The following is a 20,506-nucleotide window of genomic DNA, read 5'->3' on the forward strand; positions in this document are numbered from 1 at the left end:
TGAAATCACATCAGCCTCGCATAATCCGGCGCGGAAGATCGCGGGTTACGTCTGCACCTTGCCCGGTCCCCGGCGCCTGCCCGGTAGTTGTCCCTGGCAAAAGGAACTGAAAGCTCGCGCCCAGCGTGAGCGGAGACGTATTTTGCAGCGTCAAGGCGCTGGGCGCGACGCCGCCGTAAAAATTCCAACCAACCGCATTGGACGGCCACACCGGAGCACTGACAACAATAACGTTCCCGTCCGGGACAGCCTGTTGTACGGTAACTGCGGGTGAGCTTTCCTGGGCTTCAGCATTGACAAACGTGACCGACAAATACCCGATCCCGCCGGCTTGCGAAGCGGGGGCTAGGGTGATCACGGGCGGCCCTGGCATCGGCAAAGGGTCCACCACGATCCCCGCGCCCGTGTCGATAAACCGCGTACAGTACAAATTCGCTAATTGCTCGAACTGCTTCCATTTTCCCTGATAACGGTCACTGAGCTGGTTGAAATAAGCGTCTCGATACACAAGCTCGAGACTCTTAAAGGTATGCCAGAGTTGCAGGGCCGGCGTTACGCTGAGATTGGTCACGTCGAGAGGAGTCTCCCCTAACACTGGATCGTAAATCGATGCCTCGCGTCCGAATATGACCGTTAGGGCGACGCTAACCTCGTTATACGCAAGTTGTAATTTGTTGGTTAGATTGATTCCCTCTACTCCAACCACGTTCAAGAGATAAGAGTCCTGCTGCGCCAGGTCTTCGATCGTCGAGGGCGGCCCATCTGAAAACAATGCCATTCAGATTCTCCACTATTCTTTGACACGTTTTGCGTGGACTTCGGCTTGCGGAACCACCACTACTTGCATCCGTTGCGCGGAAGCAATCGCTTCGGCGTCCCGCCGCGCCTCTTTTTGCTGTCGATAAAACGCGTTCGTTTCTTCCGGTGAGGCTACGCGAGACCGTCCTTCTATGATTAACCGCGCCGCCACACCTCGCGCCGTTTCCACCATCCGGCCGCACCTACCGCCTTCCGGAGTGTCAAGGCTATACAAAACGACAAAAGGCGTGGCGATCTGACTCTCGGTTTCCCGAACTTTCCTGTAATAGACTTTGAGGTCCATTGAAATCTCCCTAGAAAAGGCAGCTGTGTGAGCTGCCTTTGATAACGAACGCCTAACTAACTGTTCACCTGAACACCGAACTGATTGCGCAATACAGCACATCCATAGAGCACATCGACGGTGAACTGTTGAGATAGCGTATTTGGCTGATAGCTCATGGTTACTCGCATGCCGAAATTGCCCAGTTCCGCGTACTCGGCGATAGCTCCGGTTCCCGGCAAGGGTTGCGGCAAACGCCGGATAACCAGACCGAGCGCGCTCCTGGTAAACGCCAGGTTATGAGTATTCAAAGGTGAACTCCCCGTCTTCTCGACATATTGTGAACGGAAAACAAAGAAGTCTTTGATCTTCCCGAAGGTACCTTCGATGATGGCGCGGAGACCGGCCTCCCCAGCGGTCTGGAACTCACTGAAGCGCGAGATCTGACGCATGGCCGAATACGTATTTGAATCGACCACCAGATACTTCGGCTCGCTCGGCGGCACCTTCGCCGAGAAGAGCGCGGTTTCCGCCGAATCGATTGTCGCTTCAGTAATCGCCGTACCTGCAACTCCCACCGGCGCATTAAAAGTAAACCCGGCGTAAGTGTTCAATAGGTCGGTTTCAATACGTTCCGCGATCGCGATCACCGCGGGTTCCATGTAGACCTTTAGAAGGTCCGGCACGGCCAACACTCGAGTCACGTCGGGAATCTGAAACGTGGCTTCTACATGCGTGTTCAGTATTACCTGGGCGTTTCCCAGATTTGGATTCTGCGGCTGTACGCTGCCACCTTCGGCGAGGTTATTCGCGACCAGCACCGGCGGGATCGGCACGTTCACCGTATCGCCTGCATGAGCCAGTACCGGCTCATAATCCCGATTAACCAGGTTACCCATTACGAGGTTTCCGACCAGAGCGGGCAACGCATCGGCCGCCACAAGTTTTACGATCGCATTTGCTACGTTTGCTGAGGTAATTGCTCCCATATCTCTCCTTGTTCTTTCCCGAGCCGCCAGCTATTAGGCCTGTGCTCGTCCAATCCGCCCGTTATTACCGGTATACCGGCCCGCAGCTAAGTGTGAAGTGTTTCCCTACTTATCCTGTGATGTGACCCGAAGGATCTCTTGCCGGACTCGCTCCCGGTCTTCCGGGCTCATCGTAGGCGAGATCATGTTCAACGTGATCGCGGCTTGCGGTTGCGACGTGCGGGAACCGCCCGACAACCCCGTGCCACCGGGGATTCTCGCGGGCAGGAATTCCGGATTGTCGTGAACAAAACCGGCCAGATACTCGCGCACACCAACCTCTCCGCTGTCCGTCTTGGCGACAAGCCGGCCGTCTTCCGTTCGAAAGATCTCGTCCTGGACAGCCTTGTAAGCGACATCGAGCTTCGTGACGCCCAACGCCTGTAGCTCATTCCTGATCTTTGAGCTTCGCTCTGCCTGGTCGGCCACCTCACGATTTTTCCGATTCTCTTCGGCCATTACATTGAGGCGCTTCTCCAAAGCTTCGCGGCGTCGGCGTTCCTCCACGAGTTCCGCCTTAAGTACCGGCTCTCGCTTGCTGGTATCCTGCCGCACATACTCAGCGATCGCCCGTTGTACTAACCCCTGGATGTCAAGATCTTTGTTCTGTTCTTTTGGCTCATCCATTCTTTTAGCCCTCCTTGATTTCCGGTTTCTCCATCGTCAACGCCGCATCGATCTCGTCCGCAATCCTCGACTTGATCTCCTGCCTCGAATCGCTGAAGTACTTGAACGCGATTCTCTTGAACAACTGCTCCTTCAGCGTGGCTGAAGGAATCCCAAGCTTCAATAAGTTCTGTGCATCCTGGATTTCACTTGCAAAGTCCTGAATGTCGAATTCGTCCATCCCCGAAATACCCACGGTAAGACCGTCTTGCCGCACCTCTGAGATGGCCGTCAGTACCGCGGACATCGCTTCCTTAACCACGTCGCCATAGGCCCGCAGGATCTCCTCGGTTACCGTGAAGTCCCAAGCCTTACTCAGACCGCTCTGCTGCGTTCCTGATTTCTGACCGGTCATTTGGCTGTTCATGTAGCAGACACGATAAACTTCGTCCTGTAGCCGGACTAAATTGTCAGCCGCGATTTGAAAGACCTTACCCTCGGGTTCCGTCCACCCAAACTTGTCTTGGGGTCCAAGCTGAATAAAGTAGGACTCGCCCGTGATCTGGGCGAATTCGCGATCTGAATATACGACCGGCGTGGCGAACAGTCCCATTGTCAAAGCCCATGCCAGCGCGTTTGACTTATTGAAGTGTTCCAACTGGAGTAAGGAGGCTTTGTTCATTAGCCAGAGCCCCTCGCTTACTCGCATTTCGAACAAGGGTACTCTCTTCTGATCGGCTAGCGCATGTCGACCCGAGGCGGCCAGCAGTGGAGCACTTGGCCGGCCTTGCTCGTCCGCGCCGACATAAAGCTCGAAGTGTTCGCGGTCGTAATACAGCCATCTCGTTTGGCGGTTCCAGTTACCGTCGTGTATGCTAGTTTGGCGAAAGGCTGACGTCCGGAGTACAACCCAGTCAAAAACTCCGTTGTCGTCGTAAGACCAGTTAATGAGGTCCGCCGCGGAGTAGTCAACCAGATAGGCTCGCGACAAACCCTCCGCGTCTTCGTGCGCGCGGCTTACTGCGGGGCCAGAGGATTGGGGGAAGTCGATTGCCGTGTAGGCGCGCCCGAAGACCAGTGCCTCCGTGATCTGACGGCGAAAAAACGCGCTCAGGGTGGTTCGGCCCCGGTCGCAATCGTCAATAAAAACGGAAAAGAAATTCTTTCCGGCTGAATTGTCGCCTTGAAACTGGATAACCGGTTCGCGACGAAATAGCGTTGCGGTATACCAGTCCACAATCGAACCAATATAGTTTTCATAGAATACCCGGCTTAGCCGTTCGAAGTAGATGTCGTTCGGCTCCTTGTGCCTGCGGATCAGATAGTTAGCGGCATTTACTTTGAATTGAGCGCCACCGGCGTAGAGGTCACGGTACATTGCGCGCGTTTGGCTCTGCACCCGGTACTCCGGGTGCTCGCGCGTAATGAAGTGATTTCCCGGATTGTCAGTCGCTATGATCCCGCTCATTCCGTCCCCTATTCCGGTCAACCTAAGACAGCGGATATACCTTTCGGCAAATCTGCCGGCCGCCCGCGCGGCTCTCTCAACCACGACTTTAGAGAACGGTATTCCGAAGTTATCCGAAATGCAGTGTTAAGTTACTAGAAACAAACGCGATCGAGAACGAAACGATATGTCACCGCAAGCGGATGGAGTGCGCGAATGGCGGATTTCGGACCGAAAGCCGTTGAACGGGCGGTAATCGTCGATTCACTAAGTCTTAGAATAAGAGCGGACAGAGTCGATGATTTCGCCGCTTCTGAGAGGAACCCCCGGAGCAGTGCTGGTGCGGGCTGGCGCCATGATCGCGCTCATTGCGATAACGGATTGGCGGGTAGAGCGCGAAATCCCGCTCGGGTTTCTCTATCTGTTCCCCATGCTTCTAGTCGGCTCAACCCTGCCGCGCTGGGCGATCGCAATTGTGGCGATAATCTGCACGGCTTTGACGGAAGCTTTCGACTCATTCCCCTGGCAGCCCATTTCGGCGATTCCCAGGGATATCTTGTATTTCGCGGCGTTCTTCTGTATGGGTCTTTTTGTATTCGAAGTCGGCCGCAGCAGGCGGCTCGCTCAAGACCATCTGAATCGAATCGAAGTTGAAATTCAACGTCGGCGGGAAGCCGAAGAGCAGCTCAAGATCCTAGTCGATAGCAGCCCCGCTGCTATTTTCACTCTTGACCCCGGCGGCATCGTGCTACTGGCTAATGACGCGGCTCATCGTCTGTTCTTGCTCCCGCCCGGCTCTCTATCGGGCACTCCCATCGGACACCACCTACCTGCGCTCGCAACGGTTCCGGCTTGTAGTTCACACGGGCAGGCCTTCCGAACGGTTATGCAGAGCCGCGGCCGCCGATCGGACGGCGACGTCTTTCTCGCCGACATCTGGTTCTCGACTTACTGGACCAGTGCGGGCCCGCGCTTGGCCGCGATGGTCATTGACACTTCAGAAGACTTGCGCTGCCGGGAAGAGTCGAGCCTGCACCAGTTGCTTGCCGGATCGCGCATTCTGGTGGGCGCTGTGTCGCATGAGATCAGGAATATCTGCGGCGCCATCGCGGTTGTGCATCAGAACCTCGCAAGGGATTCATCGATTGCGCAGAGTAAGGATTTCGAAGCTCTCGGAACTTTGATTGTCGCTTTGGAGAAGGTGTCGGCTATGGAACTTCGCCACACCGCCAATCAGGCTAGCGCCGTCGATCTTGAGTCTCTACTGGAGGAACTCAACATTATTATTGAGCCCGATCTTCGGGACCGCATGGTCGAGGTTAGTTGGAATATCGCATCGGATCTGCCTCACGTGTGGGCCGACCGGCATAGTCTGATGCAAGTGTTTCTAAACCTCACCAAAAATAGTGTGCGCGCCATGTCCGGGCAGACACGGCGGTCACTTACGATCTCTGCGTATTCGGAGAAAGATCGGGTCCTGGTGGAAGTTCGCGACACCGGCGGCGGCGTCAACAATCCGGATAGCCTGTTCCGCCCCTTTCAGCCGGGCGCGCAAGCGACGGGCCTTGGTCTCTACCTTTCCCGCGCCTTCATGCGTTCATTCCGAGGTGATCTTCGTTACAAAGCGGTCTCGGGCGGTGCTGCCTTCCTCGTTGACCTTTCCCCGGCTTTTTCACTTACTGACAACTTGACTCAAGATGATGAACAATATTCGCCTCCTGCTGATCGACGACCACGGTCTCTTCCGCGAGAGTCTGAGCCGGCTCCTTCAAGCCGAACCTGATATACAGGTCGAAGGGTGCTGCGAATCTATTGCTGTGGCGATCGAATTCCTGTCGCGACGGCCCGTCGACCTCGTGCTTTTGGATTACGATCTCGGTGACTCGTCCGCGACGGCATTCTTCGACGCGGTTCGAGGTACAGGGTTCAACGCACGCGTCCTCATGGTGACTGCGGGAATGGGCGATGCCGAAACCTTGCGGATCATGGAACTCGGCGCTTCTGGAATCTTCTTGAAACATAGTCCGCCCTCGCAGCTAATTGACGTCATTCATCGCGTCGTCGGCGGAGAAGTGTGGCTGGACGCAAAATCGCTTCGCGCTATGCTTGCCGGTTCGCACGACCGCTCCGCGCATGCCCGTCCGTCCGCTCCAATCACACCGCGCGAGCGCTCCGTGCTGAAGGGTGTTTTCGAAGGCCTCACCAACAAGGAGATCGCGGAAACCATCAGCCTCTCTGAAAGCTCCGTGAAAGCGGCGTTGCAGCAGTTGTTCGACAAGACCGGCGTTCGTACCCGCAGCCAATTGGTGCGGATCGCATTGGAGCGGTATGCTAAAGGCTGGGTCGGCGAGTGATGGACCGGTGGCCGAAAGATATTTGTGGCGTTGTCCTTAAGATACTGCGCTCACGTCGCCCGGCTTGCTATGTTATTAATTGAGGCTTCTGAATCATTGCGAGCCTGGAGAGCTTGACCCGGCGCTTCCCAGATGGTCTTGACATCGTCGTCCGCTGGACTTAGCGGATGCCCCCGTCCCTAATCAATTGAATGAGCGTTCTGCGACTGCTGCATTTTTCGCGGCTCACCCGCCGCGCTATCGTCATCCTGAGTTGCGTCGCATCTTCCGTGTCTCTAGCGCCGGCCCAAAACGCGTCGGCCCAAACGTCTGTGTATACGTGGCAGCAGGTTAAGGCGCGCTTTGAGGCAAACAACCCGACTCTACAAGCCGGTAAGCTAAATGTGGATGAGTCGCGTGCGGAGGAGGTCACCGCGAACCTCCGCCCCAACCCCACATTAGACGTCGCCCTCGATCAGTTCAATTTCTACCCGCTCCGCCCGTTCGCTTATGCCGACCAGATTGTAGGAATCAGCTATCTGCACGAGCGCCAGCACAAACGTGAACTTCGGCGGGAAGCCGCCGAGGACGCAACCGCGGTCGCCGCCTCCCAGCAGGTCGACCTTGAGCGCAACCTGCTCTTTAACCTGCGCAGCGCCTTCGTGCAATTACTTCAGGCCAAAGCCGTCCTCGACAACGCGGTTGAGAATCTCAAATACTATGACAAAGAGTTAGAGGTCCAGCGGATTCGTCTGAAAGACGGCGACATCGCCCCGGTTGATGAAGACCGCCTCGAACTTCAGCGAGTAACCTTCGAGTCGGATTTCGAAAACGCGACGGTGAGCGTTCGAACGGCCAAAATCCAATTGCTGACTCTTCTGAATGACCGCACTCCGATTGAGAAATTCGATATCTCCGGAAACTTCGATTTCACCGAACAGATCCCCGCGCTCGAACCGCTTCGTGCCACCGCGCTCGAAGCGCGGCCGGACCTTCGCGCTGCGGTTCAGTTGATCGATGAGGCTGTCGCCAATCATAAGCTCGCTATTGCGAACGGCAGCGCGGATCCGGTCTTCGGTATCGATGCCGGCCGTAACCCGCCGGAGTTTGCCTACGTTGGGGCCAGCCTTTCCATTCCGTTACGAATCTTCGACAAGAATCAGGGTGAAAAACTTCGTACTCAGATCGACATTGATCATAATCGTAGGCTGGCCGAAGCTTCCCGGGCGCAGGTGTTCTCGGATGTTGATTCAGCCTACGCCACCATCAACAGCACATTGAATCTGCTCCGTCCTTATAAGTCGAACTATCTTCCTCGCGCGGCGAAAGTACGCGATACCGTCTCTTATGCTTACAAGCGCGGAGCCGCCACCCTTCTTGATTTTCTGGACGCTCAGAAAAGTTATCGGGACGTCAACCTGGCTTACTTAAATCTTATCGGCTCTTTTCTGATGTCTGCAACCCAGCTCAACCTCGCCGTGGGCCAAGAGGCCATCCAATGAAACTACAAATCGCCTCTTTCGCAGCTCTAGTCCTCTTCTTGGGTGCATGCGCTTCTCCCAAGAAAGACGACCCTGCCGCCGAAGCGCCTCCGGCTGCCAAGGTCGTGAACGAACAGGACGTCAATGTGATTGCAGTAGAGGATCCGTCGAAGTTCCCGCTTGCCACCGTGGGTAAGATCGATGAGTCCACTACTTTGAACGCAACGGGATCGGTTACTCCCGATGTGTCGCGCCAGGTTCCGGCGATCTCGCTGGCTTCCGGCCGCGTGGTCGAAATTCACGCGCGCATTGGTGACTTTGTTCATAAAGGTCAGCTCCTGATGAAGGTCCAGAGTTCAGATGTCTCCGACGCCTTTTCTGACTATCAGAAAGCCGTCGCAGATGAGCGCTTGGCTCGTGTACAGCTTGACCGCGCGACCGATCTGAAAGAAAAAGGCGCGATTGCTCAGAAGGATCTCGAAGTCGCGCAGAATGCGGAGGAAGACGCCAAGACTACTCTGGCCGCGGCTCTGGACAAACTGCGTGTACTCGGGGCCGATCCTGACCATCCGTCCGCCCTTGTTGACGTTCGCGCCCCGATTACCGGCGTGATTACCGAGCAGAATATCACCAACGCGGGTGGCGTAAAGACCCTGGATAATTCGCCCAATCTATTCACCATCTCCGATCTCGCGGAGGTCTGGATACTCTGCGACGTCTACGAGAATGATCTAAAAGATATTCATATGGGAGAGTTCGCGGACATACACATCGACGCTTACCCCAACCTTATCCTCAAGGGCCGCGTGAGCGATATCGGACCGGTTCTCGACCCGAATATCCGCACGGCCAAAGTTCGTCTTCAGGTCGCGAATCCGGGCGTTTTGCGGATCGGGATGTTCGTCACCGCGACTTTTCACAGTCTGCGCAAGCATGAGCTCGCGGTTGCTCCTACCGCGGCCGTGCTACACCTGCACGATCGCGATTGGGTTTATGTCTCGGATGGCTCCAAGCAGTTCCGGCGGGTGAATGTGGACGCGGGTAAGATACTCGCGGATAACATGCAGGAAATAATGTCCGGCGTGACACCAGGGCAGCAAGTTGTTGCGAATGCGCTGGTCCTGCAGAACACCGTCGAGCAATGAGCCTCCGTCTTAAGCGACGGTCAACTCCTGATCTTTATATTGCAATTGATATAGCGTCCAATAGATGCCCCTATTTGCGAGCAGTTGCTGGTGAGTGCCGCTCTCGCGCAGCTGCCCTTTGTGCATCACCAGGATGCGATCTGCCTTCTGTATCGTACTTAGCCGGTGCGCGATGATGATCGAAGTTCTTCCGGTCACCAGTCTAGCCAGTGCGTCGCGAACCCGAAACTCCGTTTCCGTATCGACGCTCGAAGTCGCCTCATCCAACACCAGATACCGCGGTTGTCTCACCAGCGCTCGTGCAAAGCTGATCAGCTGCTTCTGCCCTGTCGACAACGAGTTCCCACGCTCCGCGAGCGGCTGGTCGAAGTGTTCCGGCAAAGCATCGATCAACTCCATCACATTTACCTGTTGCGCGGCTTCCATCATCCGTTCCATTGCGAGTTCCTCGTTTCCGAGCCGAATGTTCTCGCCGACGGTACCTGTAAATAGATAAGGATCCTGCAGTACGACGCCAAACTGCGAGCGTAACTCGCGCGGATCCAACTCACGGATATCGACGCCACCAATCCGGATCGCGCCGCGAGTTACATCATAGAAGCGCAGGAGCAGACTAATCAACGTGGTTTTTCCCGCTCCCGTATGCCCGACAATTGCTACCGTATCGCCCGCGTCAATGGTGAAGCTTACATCGCACAGCACCCAGTCTTCGTCTTTATAAGCGAACCAGACGTGATCGAATTCGATGCTCTGCGAAGCGGGGATCTCTTTGGGCGAAGTTGGGCGCGAGATAACTATCGGCGTGTCCAGCAGCTTGAAAACCCGTTCAGCCGCGGCCATTGCGGTTTGCAGAATGTTGTATTTCTCGCTTAAGTCCTGGATGGGGCGGAAGAACCGAAGCGCATATTGAAGGAAGGCAACCATAACCCCCAGCGAAATGGCGCCGGCCTTCACCCTGAATCCCCCGTAGGTCAGGATCGATGCGATGGCGAGATAAGCACAAAATTCGACCACCGGATAGAACCACCCGTAAGTCACAATAGCGTCCTTGTAAGCCTCCATGTGTGTCCGATTGATTGCATCGAACTCCTCAGTGCTCCTCTGTTCGCGATTGAATAACTGCAGGACAAGAATGCCGGCTATATGCTCCTGCAGATACGAATTGATTTTAGCGATCGCAACGCGGATACGGCGATAACTCTGTGAGACCGAGTTCCTGAAGCGCATCGTCGCCACAATCACAACCGGCATCACGCCCAGCATAAACAGCGTAAGTCCCGGGCTCATCCGGACCATCGTGGCCGTGATTAGAGTAAGTGTCAATAAGTCCCCGATCAAGGCCACCAAACCCGAGGAGAATAGATCATTCAATACATCGACATCGCTCGTCATCCGCGTAACCAGCCGTCCGACGGGATTGCTGTCGTAGAACGAGATGTCCAGCCGCTGCAGATGACCCATAAGCTGTCGGCGAAGATCGAACATGGCGTGCTGACCGGTCGCCTGCATCAACCAGGTTTGTCCAAACTGTGCGACGAAGCTGAGCGCCAGCACCGTCAGATAGGCGGCTGCTATTTGGCCGATGCCTGTAAACGGCTCTGCCGAAAGCCAGTGTCCGAACGAAGTGGGGCGCCCCGAAGGAGCCAGATACCTATCCACCGCAATCTTCGTCAGCAGGGGACCGCAGACCTGCAGGCTCGAGTACACAAGCAAGCAGGCCAGCGAGCCCGCGATTCGTCCGCTATACGGCCGCATGTAGCCCAGCAGCCGCACCATCAACCGGGTGTCGTAGATCTTTCCCGCGACTTCTTCTTCCATCTAAACCCGTTATAACAGCGTCGCTGGTTAAGACTACATCCGATCATTACGTAAGATGTAGAAATGGCGTCCATCCTTTCCCTTGAACAGGAGACCAACCCGTGGGTTGCTGCTGAAGCGCGATTCGACGAGGCAGCGGAAAAGCTCAATCTCGATGACGGGATGCGAAAGGTGCTAAAAAGCCCCGCGCGCGAAATCACGGTCAACATCCCGGTCGGCCTGGATGATGGCCGCCTTGAGGTCTTCACCGGATACCGCGTCCAGCACTCCATTGCCCGCGGCCCCGGCAAGGGCGGCATCCGCTTTGCGCCCGATGTCACGCTCGATGAAGTGCGCGCTCTGGCCTCCTGGATGACCTGGAAATGTGCCGTCGTGAACATTCCGTTCGGGGGCGCGAAAGGCGGCGTCATCTGCCAGCCCAATCTACTGTCGGACGCGGAACTCGAACGCATCACGCGCCGCTACACCGCCGAAATCGTCGAGTTTCTGGGGCCCGAACAAGACGTTCCCGCGCCCGACGTGAACACTAATGAGCGCACGATGGCATGGATCATGGACACTTACTCCATGCACGTGCGCCGAACCACCACAGCCGTAGTTACCGGGAAGCCGCTAAGTCTCGGCGGTTCCAAAGGTCGCCCCGAAGCTACCGGCCGCGGCTGCATGCTGGTGACGCTTGAAGCTCTGAAGCTTCTCAACCTTCAGCCGGAATCGACTCGCGTCGTCATCCAGGGTTTCGGCAACGTGGGTGGGATGGCGGCGAAACTTATGTCTCGCGCCGGCTTCAAGATCATCGCGATTGTTGAGTACGATGTCGCCGTCGTGAATAAGAACGGCCTCGACATTCCCGCGCTGATGCGGCATCGGCAGGATACCGGCTCGATCCGCGACTTCCCTGAAGCGGAAAACATGGATCGCCACCAGGCCATGTTTCTGGATTGCGAAGTATTAATTCCCGCGGCTACTGAAAACGCGATTCACTCGGGCAACGCGGATCGCCTGCGCTGCCGCATCATCTGTGAAGGCGCCAACGGGCCCACCACTTCTATCGCCGATGAGATCCTGGCGGACCACAAAATCTTCGTTATTCCCGACATCCTCGCCAACGCCGGCGGAGTTACTGTGTCTTACTTCGAATGGGTACAGGATCGTCAAGGCTTCTTCTGGAGCGAGAACATGGTCAATGATCAGCTAAGAGAAATCATGGTCGATAGCTTCGCCTCGGTAATCGATTTCGCCCATAAACATCACGTGAACAATCGCACGGCTGCTTATATGCTCGCCCTTGACCGCGTCGCATCGGCGATTCGCTTACGCGGCATCTATGCGTAACATGATTGTCTCTAGTGTCTGAAGCTTCCACGCCGCTGATGCGGCAGTACAATGCGATCAAGGCTCAGGTTCCCAACGCGTTACTCCTGTTTCGTCTGGGCGACTTCTACGAGCTGTTCTATGAAGATGCCGTCGTAGCCGCTCGCGAGCTCGGCATTACTCTCACTTCCCGGAACAAGGAGAAGGGTGAGAACGTCCCCATGTGCGGCGTTCCCTTCCATTCCGCGGAGACTCACATCGCGCGATTGATCGGTAAAGGCTTCCGTGTCGCTATGTGCGATCAAATGGAAGCCGCCGGCGCCGGCAGGAAACTGGTTCGCCGCGAAGTTACGCGCATCCTAACTCCGGGAACCGCCACCGATAGTCACTTACTCCGATCGCATGAGAATAACTTTCTCGCTGCCGTCGCCCATAGCGGCTCCAGAAACTCTCCACAAGCTGGAATCGCCCACGTCGATATCTCAACCGGCGAATTTCGCGTTACCGAAGTAGATGCTTCCGAAGCGTACCTTCTCCTTGAAGGCCTCAACGCTCGCGAAGTCCTCCTGCCGGCCGAACATCCGCTCTTTCCCAACTCCGCGCAGCCGGGCGGCCCGGTCCGCACGGAACTCGAAGATTGGATCTTCAGTCCAGACTACTCCGATCGCCTCCTCCGTGAGCATTTCAAGCTGCTCACCTTGGATGGATGCGGTCTTGCCGCCCGGACCGCGGCAATCTGTGCCGCGGGCGCGATCATTCACTACCTTCGCGAAACCCAGCGCGCGGCACTCGACCACCTCGACGCTCCGTCTTTCTACGACAGAGCGGATGCCATGGTCATCGATGCCGTCACCATCCGCAATCTGGAACTTCTGGAGCCTGCGATCCAAGGCGAAGGCGCTACCCTCATCCGCATTCTTGACCAGACACAGACAGGCATGGGCGGGCGATTGCTTCGCCAACGACTGATTCGCCCATCCATCCGTATCGAAGAGATCGAGTCGCGCCTCGATGCCATTCAGGAAGTCTACAAGCAGCCGATCTTACGCGCCGAGTTGCGCAAACGAATCGCGGAGATACAGGACCTTGAACGCCTGTTAGCCAAGATCACCATTGGCACTGCCGGCCCACGCGAGCTACTAGCGCTAGCTCAAAGCCTAAGTGCCTTCCCCAAGCTGAAGGCGGCCGCCGATCCGACCCGCCACATCGTCGGCGAACGCCTGAGCAGCACGTTATCGCGTCTCGACGACATCCCCGAGCTGCGCCACGCGATCGATGCCGCCATCTCCGATCAGCCGCCGGTTAACCTCGCCGATGGTGGAACGATCCGCGCCGGCTTCAACGCCGAGTTAGACGATCTTCGCGATCTAAGTAACAACGGCCGGGAACGAATCGCCGCCATTGAAACCCGTGAACGACAGCGTACCGGCATCGCCTCACTCAAAGTCCGTTTCAACAGCGTATTCGGATATTACATTGAGATCTCCCGCGCCAATCTCCACTTAGCGCCACCGGACTACGAACGCAAGCAAACCTTAGTCAACGCCGAACGCTTCACCACTCCCGAACTGAAAGACTATGAGCGCAAAATCCTGGAAGCGGAAGCTCGCATCCTGGAACTCGAGCGCGAGATCTTCGACGCCATCCGGCAAACCGCCGCCGCGCAAGCCCAGCGCATCCGCCAGTCCGCCGCGGCCGTAGCTGAACTCGATCTTACTCTCGCCCTCGCTCAAGTCGCCGCGGAAAATCGCTATACCAGGCCGCACTTCTCACCGGACGGCGCGATGAAAGTCCTGGCCGGCCGCCATCCGGTAATCGAGAAGCTCATGAATGACGAAGCCGGACGCTTCATCGCCAACGATCTGTATCTCGACAACGAAGCGCGCCGCATCGGCATCATCACCGGCCCTAACATGGGTGGTAAGTCGACTTATCTCCGTCAAGCCGCCCTGATCTCCATCCTCGCCCAGGCCGGCTCGTTCGTTCCCGCCGACGCGGCCGATCTGCCGATTCTCGATCGCATCTTCACCCGTATCGGCGCCTCCGATAACCTCGCGCGAGGCCGGTCTACTTTCATGGTCGAGATGACCGAAGCCGCTATCATCCTCAATACAGCTACTTCGCGAAGCCTGATCATCCTTGACGAAATCGGCCGCGGCACGGCAACCTATGACGGCTTGTCCCTGGCTTGGGCCATCGTCGAGTACCTCCACGACCGTACCCGCGCCAAAACGCTCTTCGCCACGCACTACCACGAACTAACTGAGCTCGCCGACCTTCTCCCTTCGATCCAGAACTTACAAGTAGCCGTCAAAGAAAGCGGTGACAAAATAATCTTCCTGCGTAAAGTAGAGCCCGGTCGCGCCGATCGCAGTTACGGCATCGAAGTAGCCCGCCTCGCCGGATTACCGCCTGTCGTGATCGAACGCGCCCGCGAAGTCCTGAAGATACACGAGCGCAAAGAACGCGCCGCCACGGGCGAGCTCGAACCTCAAACCGGCCCTGTCCAGATCCGCCTGTTCGAACCTTCGCAAAGCGATCTAATCCATAAGATCCGTTCGCTCGACCTGGACAGCATGCGTCCTATCGAAGCTCTCCGCCTGCTTGCTGACTTACAACGCGAGGTTTCCTAACGTGCGAGTTGCCGGTATCATGAGCGGCACGTCACTCGACGGGATTGATGTCGCCATCGTCGATATTTCGGATGAAAAATCGCGCCTGATTAAGTTTTGCGCGTTCCCTTACTCGAAAAAGACACGCGCGGCAATCCTGGCCGTATCGAATACCGAAACCCACACTGCCGCCGTATCGCGCCTCAACTTCGCGCTCGCGGAACAGTACGCAAGGGCGCTACTAAAGACAGCTGAGCACGCGCAGATCGCGCTCAAAACGATCCAGCTGATCGGCTGTCACGGCCAGACCGTCTTCCACGAACGTTCGAACACACTGCAGCTCGGTGAGGCCGCGGTTCTTCGCGAGCGCACAGGCATTCCGGTTGTTTCGAACTTCCGTTCACGCGACATAGCCGCGGGCGGACACGGCGCGCCCCTGGTCCCGTTCTTCGATTTCCTCAGCTTCCGCGACAACCACCGCCGTCGCGTGATGCTGAATATCGGCGGTATCGCTAACATCACGGTAATTCCCGCCGGGGCATCGATAAGTGAAGTTATAGCTTTCGATACGGGTCCAGGCAACATGGTGATCGATCAACTAATCGCCGCTTCCACCGGGAATCGCGAACAATACGATCGCGACGGCCGCATCGCCGCAACCGGCCAGGTGAACAACCCACTCCTAACCGAACTAACCAAAGACCCCTACTATCGCCGGAAACCCCCGAAAACAGCAGGCCGCGAGCAATACGGCCGCGAGTTCATCCAGCGCCTTCTCGACACCGGGTTAAGCTTCCCCGATCTAATCGCGACCGCTGCTGTACTTACCGCATTGACAATCGCCCAGGCCGTAGGCGGCGAACCCGGTGACTTAATCGTCAGCGGCGGCGGCGTACACAATCGATTCTTGATGAATCAACTCCACGCGTTACTTCCGTACATGCGCATCGCCACCACGGCCGACTACGGAATCCCTCCCGACGCCAAGGAAGCCATCGCATTCGCCCGTCTCGCTTACCAGACCTGGCGCCGCCGGCCCTCCAACGTCCCCAACGCTACGGGCGCGCGTCACCCCGTGATCCTCGGCGATATCACGCTTTAACTATTCAATGCAATAACGCGTTAGAATACCCGCTGATGAACTCCCGTCCTTTAACCCGCCGCCAGGCCCTGAAAGCAGCCGGAGCCGCCGCGTTAGCCGCGCCCCTTTCCGGCCAGACCCCGAGCCAGGCCCAGACGGGCCAACCCGTCCCGCCCCCATCCGCTTCCACGGGCCGCATTAACCAATCGGCCGCCCGCTGGTGCTATCGCAAGTATTCGATCGATGAGCTTTGCCAGAATGCCAAGCGCATCGGCCTCAAAGGCATCGATCTCGTCAATCATGAAGACTGGCCCACCATCCAGAAGTACGGTCTCATGCCGGCCATGACTCCGGGCGCCGGCACCATTCCTGTCGGATGGAATCACAAAGAGAACCACGACAAGCTCGTCGCCGAAATGACGGAGAATCTCGCTCGCGCGTCCGCCGCCGGCGTTCCCAACGTGATCACCTTCTCCGGCAGCCGCAACGGTCTCCCCGATTCGGAAGGCATTGAGAACTGCATCGCCGGCCTTAATCGCGTGAAGAAGCTCGCCGAAGAAAAGAACGTCACCATCTGCATGGAGCTTCTCAACAGCAAGATCGACCATCACGATTATCAGTGCGATCACACCGTCTGGGGCGTCGCCGTCGTCAAGGCCGTAGATTCGCCGCGTGTCAAGCTGCTCTACGACATCTATCACATGCAGATCATGGAAGGCGACATCGTCCGCACCATCCGCCAAAACATCAACTACATCGCCCACTTCCACACCGGCGGCGTTCCCGGCCGCAATGAGCTCGATCAAACGCAGGAACTGCAATGGCGCACCGTAGCCACCGCCATCGGTGACCTCGGATTCAAAGGCTACTTCGCTCACGAATTCAACCCCACCGCCGCCGACCCGATGAAGTCGCTCGAACAGGCCTATCAGCTCTGCAACGTCTAGCCTGAATGGCATCGATCGAAATCTCGCGGACGCCCGCCTTCACCATCGTCGATCGCGAGGGCAACGCCACGCGTCAGGAGATTACCGAGTTTCCCTTTAAGATCGGCCGTCAATCCGGCAATCACCTGCTCATCCGGGATGCTCGCGCTTCGCGGCACCACGCCCACGTCACCGTCGAAAACGGCGAAATCGTGATTGAAGATCTGCAAAGCCGTCACGGCGTATGGGTGAATGGCGAACGCATCCAGAACCGCCAGCTCGAACACGGCGATCGCATCGAGTTCGGCTTCGACGATTCGTATCGTCTGATCTACGAGCGCCCCGGCAACCGGTTGCAGGATATCGCCACTCACCTGACCCAATCGGATCTCACCTCGCGTACCGGAACCGGAGGCAACCTCGCGCGGCTGCGCGCTATGCTCGAAGTCACCCGCGCGCTCCAATCGTCTTTCTCCATCGACTCCGTGCTCGATGCGGTTGTCGATGCCGCCCTCGTAATCACCAGCGCCGATCGCGGTTTCCTGCTTCTGAAAAACGGCTCGGATCTCGACATCCGCTGCGCTCGCGACTCTCGCGGACCACTGGCTGCCTCGGAATTCAGGGTCCCCCAAAACCTCATTCGAAGGGCTCTCGACCAACCCGGCCAGACGTTCTCGATTCAATTCGGTGTCAACCAGGAATCCGCCGATCCGTCCGCAAGCGCCTACGATCTAGCGCTGAAAAGCGCCGTCTGCATCCCCCTGCTCCGCATTCAACTCGAAGGCCCCCAAAACCCGGCCGATGCCGCAGACGCGCCGCTCGAAAAGACGGGCGTCCTCTATCTCGACTCGCGCATCGATTCCCGCGACATGAGCGCCGGCAATCGCGAACTCCTCGAAACACTCGCCATCGAAGCCTCCACCGTACTCGAGAACGCCCGCCTGCTTCAGGATGAACGCGCGCGCCGTCACTTGAACGAAGAGCTGTCGATCGCCCGCGACATCCAACAGAGCCTGCTTCCCCGCAACCTCCCGCGCGCCGGCTGGTTTCATGCCGCCGGATCGAGTCTGCCCTCCCGCGAAGTCGGCGGCGACTACTTCGATCTCTTCCCCATCAACGACGATGCCTGGGCGGTCGTCGTTGCCGATGTTGCGGGCAAAGGCGTCAGCTCCGCGCTCGTTGCCTCGCTGCTCCAAGGCGCATTCCTCGCTCTCGAAGATGATGCCGAATCGCTCCGCCACACCGTGCAGCGCGTCAATACGTTCTTCCGGGACCGCACCAACGGTCAGAAACACGCCACGCTCTTCTGCGGCATCCTCGGCCGCAACGGCTTGCTGCGTTACTTGAACGCCGGCCACTGCTCCCCCGTCTATCTGCCGATCAATGACGTGATGGAGACGCTGAACGCCACCGGCCCGCCGGTCGGTCTGCTCGATCATCCGGAATACACCACGGGCCATTGCACGCTCGGCCCGCGCGACCGGCTGATCATCTTCAGCGACGGGATCACCGAAGCCCAGAACGCCGCCGGAGAATTCTTCGGAAAGAGGCGCCTCAAGCAAACCTTGCAAGCCAACGGTGATCGCTCCTGCTCCGCGCTTCACGATGCGCTGCTCGACGCCGTCCAAAACTTCACGGGTGGGCAGGAACAGAGCGACGATCTGACGCTCCTCGTTCTCGAATTCGCGCCGGATTCACCAGCTTAAGCAGCTCCGCTTCATTCTCGATCTCGACGTCGATCCGCAGCCAATACACCTTCATCCCCTCCAACACCTGCTCGCTTCCGGAGCCGAAATTGACGACATCCTTTTCCGTCGTCACCAGCGCCTGCGCCCCCAGCGTCTTCGCGTGCCGGACCAGCGCCGCCAATTCACGCGGCGGATATTGGTGGTGGTCGCTGTAGCTGATCTGATCCAGAGTCGCAATTCCCATCCGCTCCAGGCTCCGCCAGAACGAGCCCGCATTCCCCAACCCGCAAAACGCTGCCACCCGTTCCGGTAGCTTCTCTGCTTCGCCCGAGTCCAGCGAAATCCACGCGCGCGGAATCATGCTCGATCGGAAGATCGCCGCGTGCGAATTGTAGCGCCGTAGCTGCCGTTCGATCGCCCGCGTATTGCGGCCCCGTTCGCACCTCGTAAGCACCAGAACATCCGCTCGATTCAGCGCTTCCAGCGGTTCCCTGAGTCTGCCCAGAGGGACCAATTCGCAGCCGCCGAAAGGGTCCATCGCGTCCACCAGCACGATATCGATATCGCGCTTCAGGCGTCGATGCGAGAACCCGTCATCCAGCAAAAACACGTCGGGATGCAGCATCTTCTCGGCCTCGAGTCCGGCCACATATCGATCCGGCCCGATGCCCAGTCCCGTCATTCCGGACCGCAGAAAGATCTGCGGTTCATCTCCTGTATGCCAGACGCTCGCCGAACTTCCCCGCCGCAAAATCAGCTCGCGATGCGGTGAGATGCGCCCGTGTCCGCGCGTCAGCACGACAGGCTCGACACCGCTTTCCCGGAAGCGCTTTGCCAGGTGCAGCACGAAGGGCGTTTTTCCCGTTCCGCCGACCGTCAGATTTCCGATGCTGATCACCGGCGTCGCCAGTCGCCGCCGCTTTCGCAACCCACGCAGCGCGCGCCTGGCCGCGCCCCACTTCCACAGCGAGGCGAGCGGCGTCAGAAACGCCCATGCCGCCCAGCCATGTTGCACACAGAAAATCGATTCTTCGTAGCTCTTCTCGACCGCTTCGGCGACCGTTCTAGCGCCGCCCCGATTCCCTTCAGCGCGCGATCGCCCGCGCATCCCGACCCCTTCATCACGGGATGCCGCGAGCACCGCGGATGCCAATTCAACGGGACTCTTTATCTCGATAAACGCATCGTGCGCCCGAAAATCCTCAGCCATCGCCTGAAAGTTTTCCAGCCGCGGCCCCACGATCACCGGCTTCCCCGCCAGCGCCGGCTCCAGAAAGTTATGGCCCCCTGTCGATGTAAAAGTCCCTCCCATGAACACGACATCCGCCAGGCTGAATAACGAATTCAATTCGCCGATCGTATCCAGCAGCAAGACCCTCTGTCCCTGGTCGAAGGCGCCGCTTGTTCTTCGCCAGAAAGCGATTCCCGCCCGCTGCAACATCTCGGAAACGCGATTGAATCGCTCCGGTTTGCGAGGCGCCAGGATCAGCCGCCACCCATCGAGCTTCCGGAACGCCTCCAGCGCTGCCATATCTTCATCGACCGCTGGGTCCGCCGTTGTGCTGGCGGCAATCAGCAAGGGTCCATCCCCCGCGTTCACCCACGCCTGAACCACCGAATCGCCTGCAATCTCCGGCATTTCGGTATCGAATTTCAGATTGCCCGCGATCGTAACGCGGTCCTCCGGCGCCCCCATTCGCACGAACCGTTCCGCCATCGTTTTGCTCTGCGCGAAAATCCGGTCCGGCCAGCACAGCACGCGCGCGAAGAACCATCGATACCTCTCATACTTCGGAAACGCCCGATCCGATATGCGCGCATTGGCAACAATCAACCCGCATCCCGCCCGCTTCGCCTCTCGGAACAGGTTCGGCCAGATCTCGGTCTCGAGCACAACCACCACCGAAGGTTTCAGAGCGCGCAGCACGCGCCGCACGGGCCCCATCGCG

Annotated in this window: 15 protein-coding genes; 9 read left to right on the forward strand and 6 right to left on the reverse strand. The window is 57.8% G+C overall.

Annotated elements, in window-relative coordinates:
- Nucleotides 1–10: 10 nt before the first annotated feature.
- The 4 genes from H1Y01_RS00920 to H1Y01_RS00935 all read right to left on the reverse strand — a co-directional run bounded on the left by H1Y01_RS00920 (nt 11) and on the right by H1Y01_RS00935 (nt 4,183).
- Complete coding sequence (locus tag H1Y01_RS00920) at nt 11–778, reverse strand: hypothetical protein (protein ID WP_180538217.1); 768 nt, start codon at nt 776–778, stop codon at nt 11–13.
- A gap of 380 nt (nt 779–1,158) precedes the next feature.
- Nucleotides 1,159–2,070, reverse strand: coding sequence for a P22 phage major capsid protein family protein (locus H1Y01_RS00925; protein WP_180538218.1), 912 nt, complete (start codon nt 2,068–2,070; stop codon nt 1,159–1,161).
- A 105-nt stretch (nt 2,071–2,175) separates the two neighbouring features.
- On the reverse strand, nt 2,176–2,736 hold the full coding sequence (locus H1Y01_RS00930; RefSeq protein ID WP_180538219.1) for a hypothetical protein: 561 nt from the start codon (nt 2,734–2,736) through the stop codon (nt 2,176–2,178).
- 4 nt (nt 2,737–2,740) lie between these two features.
- Nucleotides 2,741–4,183, reverse strand: a complete 1,443-nt coding sequence (locus H1Y01_RS00935) for a hypothetical protein (protein ID WP_219341158.1) — start codon at nt 4,181–4,183, stop codon at nt 2,741–2,743.
- Between the two features lie 277 nt (nt 4,184–4,460).
- Between H1Y01_RS00935 and H1Y01_RS00940 the strand changes: the two genes are divergently transcribed.
- The 4 genes from H1Y01_RS00940 to H1Y01_RS00955 all read left to right on the forward strand — a co-directional run bounded on the left by H1Y01_RS00940 (nt 4,461) and on the right by H1Y01_RS00955 (nt 9,121).
- Nucleotides 4,461–5,945 carry an ATP-binding protein gene (locus tag H1Y01_RS00940; protein ID WP_180538220.1) on the forward strand — a complete coding sequence of 495 codons (1,485 nt, stop codon included), beginning with the start codon at nt 4,461–4,463 and terminating at the stop codon, nt 5,943–5,945.
- Nucleotides 5,863–6,516, forward strand: a complete 654-nt coding sequence (locus tag H1Y01_RS00945) for a response regulator (RefSeq protein ID WP_180538221.1) — start codon at nt 5,863–5,865, stop codon at nt 6,514–6,516. Before H1Y01_RS00940 ends, H1Y01_RS00945 begins: the two co-directional genes overlap by 83 nt.
- 191 nt (nt 6,517–6,707) lie before the next feature.
- Nucleotides 6,708–7,997, forward strand: a complete 1,290-nt coding sequence (locus tag H1Y01_RS00950) for a TolC family protein (RefSeq protein WP_180538222.1) — start codon at nt 6,708–6,710, stop codon at nt 7,995–7,997.
- Nucleotides 7,994–9,121 (forward strand): efflux RND transporter periplasmic adaptor subunit, encoded by a 1,128-nt coding sequence (locus tag H1Y01_RS00955; RefSeq protein WP_180538223.1) that lies wholly within the window; start codon nt 7,994–7,996, stop codon nt 9,119–9,121. Before H1Y01_RS00950 ends, H1Y01_RS00955 begins: the two co-directional genes overlap by 4 nt.
- Before the next feature lie 9 nt (nt 9,122–9,130).
- Here the strand turns inward: H1Y01_RS00955 and H1Y01_RS00960 are convergent, their stop codons facing one another.
- Complete coding sequence (locus H1Y01_RS00960; RefSeq protein WP_180538224.1) at nt 9,131–10,939, reverse strand: ABC transporter ATP-binding protein; 1,809 nt, start codon at nt 10,937–10,939, stop codon at nt 9,131–9,133.
- Between the two features lie 63 nt (nt 10,940–11,002).
- Between H1Y01_RS00960 and H1Y01_RS00965 the strand changes: the two genes are divergently transcribed.
- From H1Y01_RS00965 to H1Y01_RS00985, 5 genes are read left to right on the forward strand one after another with little or no spacing between them, the layout of a single operon-like run.
- Nucleotides 11,003–12,271: a Glu/Leu/Phe/Val family dehydrogenase gene (locus tag H1Y01_RS00965; protein ID WP_180538225.1), complete on the forward strand. Its 1,269-nt coding sequence runs from the start codon at nt 11,003–11,005 to the stop codon at nt 12,269–12,271.
- A gap of 14 nt (nt 12,272–12,285) precedes the next feature.
- Nucleotides 12,286–14,883 carry a DNA mismatch repair protein MutS gene (mutS, locus tag H1Y01_RS00970; RefSeq protein ID WP_180538226.1) on the forward strand — a complete coding sequence of 866 codons (2,598 nt, stop codon included), beginning with the start codon at nt 12,286–12,288 and terminating at the stop codon, nt 14,881–14,883.
- Nucleotide 14,884: 1 nt separating this feature from the next.
- On the forward strand, nt 14,885–15,964 hold the full coding sequence (locus H1Y01_RS00975; RefSeq protein ID WP_180538227.1) for an anhydro-N-acetylmuramic acid kinase: 1,080 nt from the start codon (nt 14,885–14,887) through the stop codon (nt 15,962–15,964).
- Between the two features lie 35 nt (nt 15,965–15,999).
- Nucleotides 16,000–16,890, forward strand: coding sequence for a hydroxypyruvate isomerase family protein (locus tag H1Y01_RS00980; RefSeq protein ID WP_180538228.1), 891 nt, complete (start codon nt 16,000–16,002; stop codon nt 16,888–16,890).
- Between the two features lie 5 nt (nt 16,891–16,895).
- The gene (locus tag H1Y01_RS00985; RefSeq protein ID WP_180538229.1) at nt 16,896–18,575 is read left to right on the forward strand and encodes a SpoIIE family protein phosphatase; all 1,680 of its coding nucleotides are present in this window, start codon (nt 16,896–16,898) and stop codon (nt 18,573–18,575) included.
- Here H1Y01_RS00985 and lpxK read toward each other — a convergent pair.
- On the reverse strand, nt 18,502–20,506 hold a 2,005-nt coding region (gene lpxK, locus H1Y01_RS00990; protein ID WP_180538230.1), incomplete at its 5' end, for a tetraacyldisaccharide 4'-kinase. The two genes, H1Y01_RS00985 and lpxK, sit on opposite strands and share 74 nt — an antisense overlap.

Source organism: Nevskia soli (assembly GCF_903970205.1).
In the GTDB taxonomy this organism is placed as follows: Bacteria; Acidobacteriota; Terriglobia; order Bryobacterales; family Bryobacteraceae; genus Bog-113.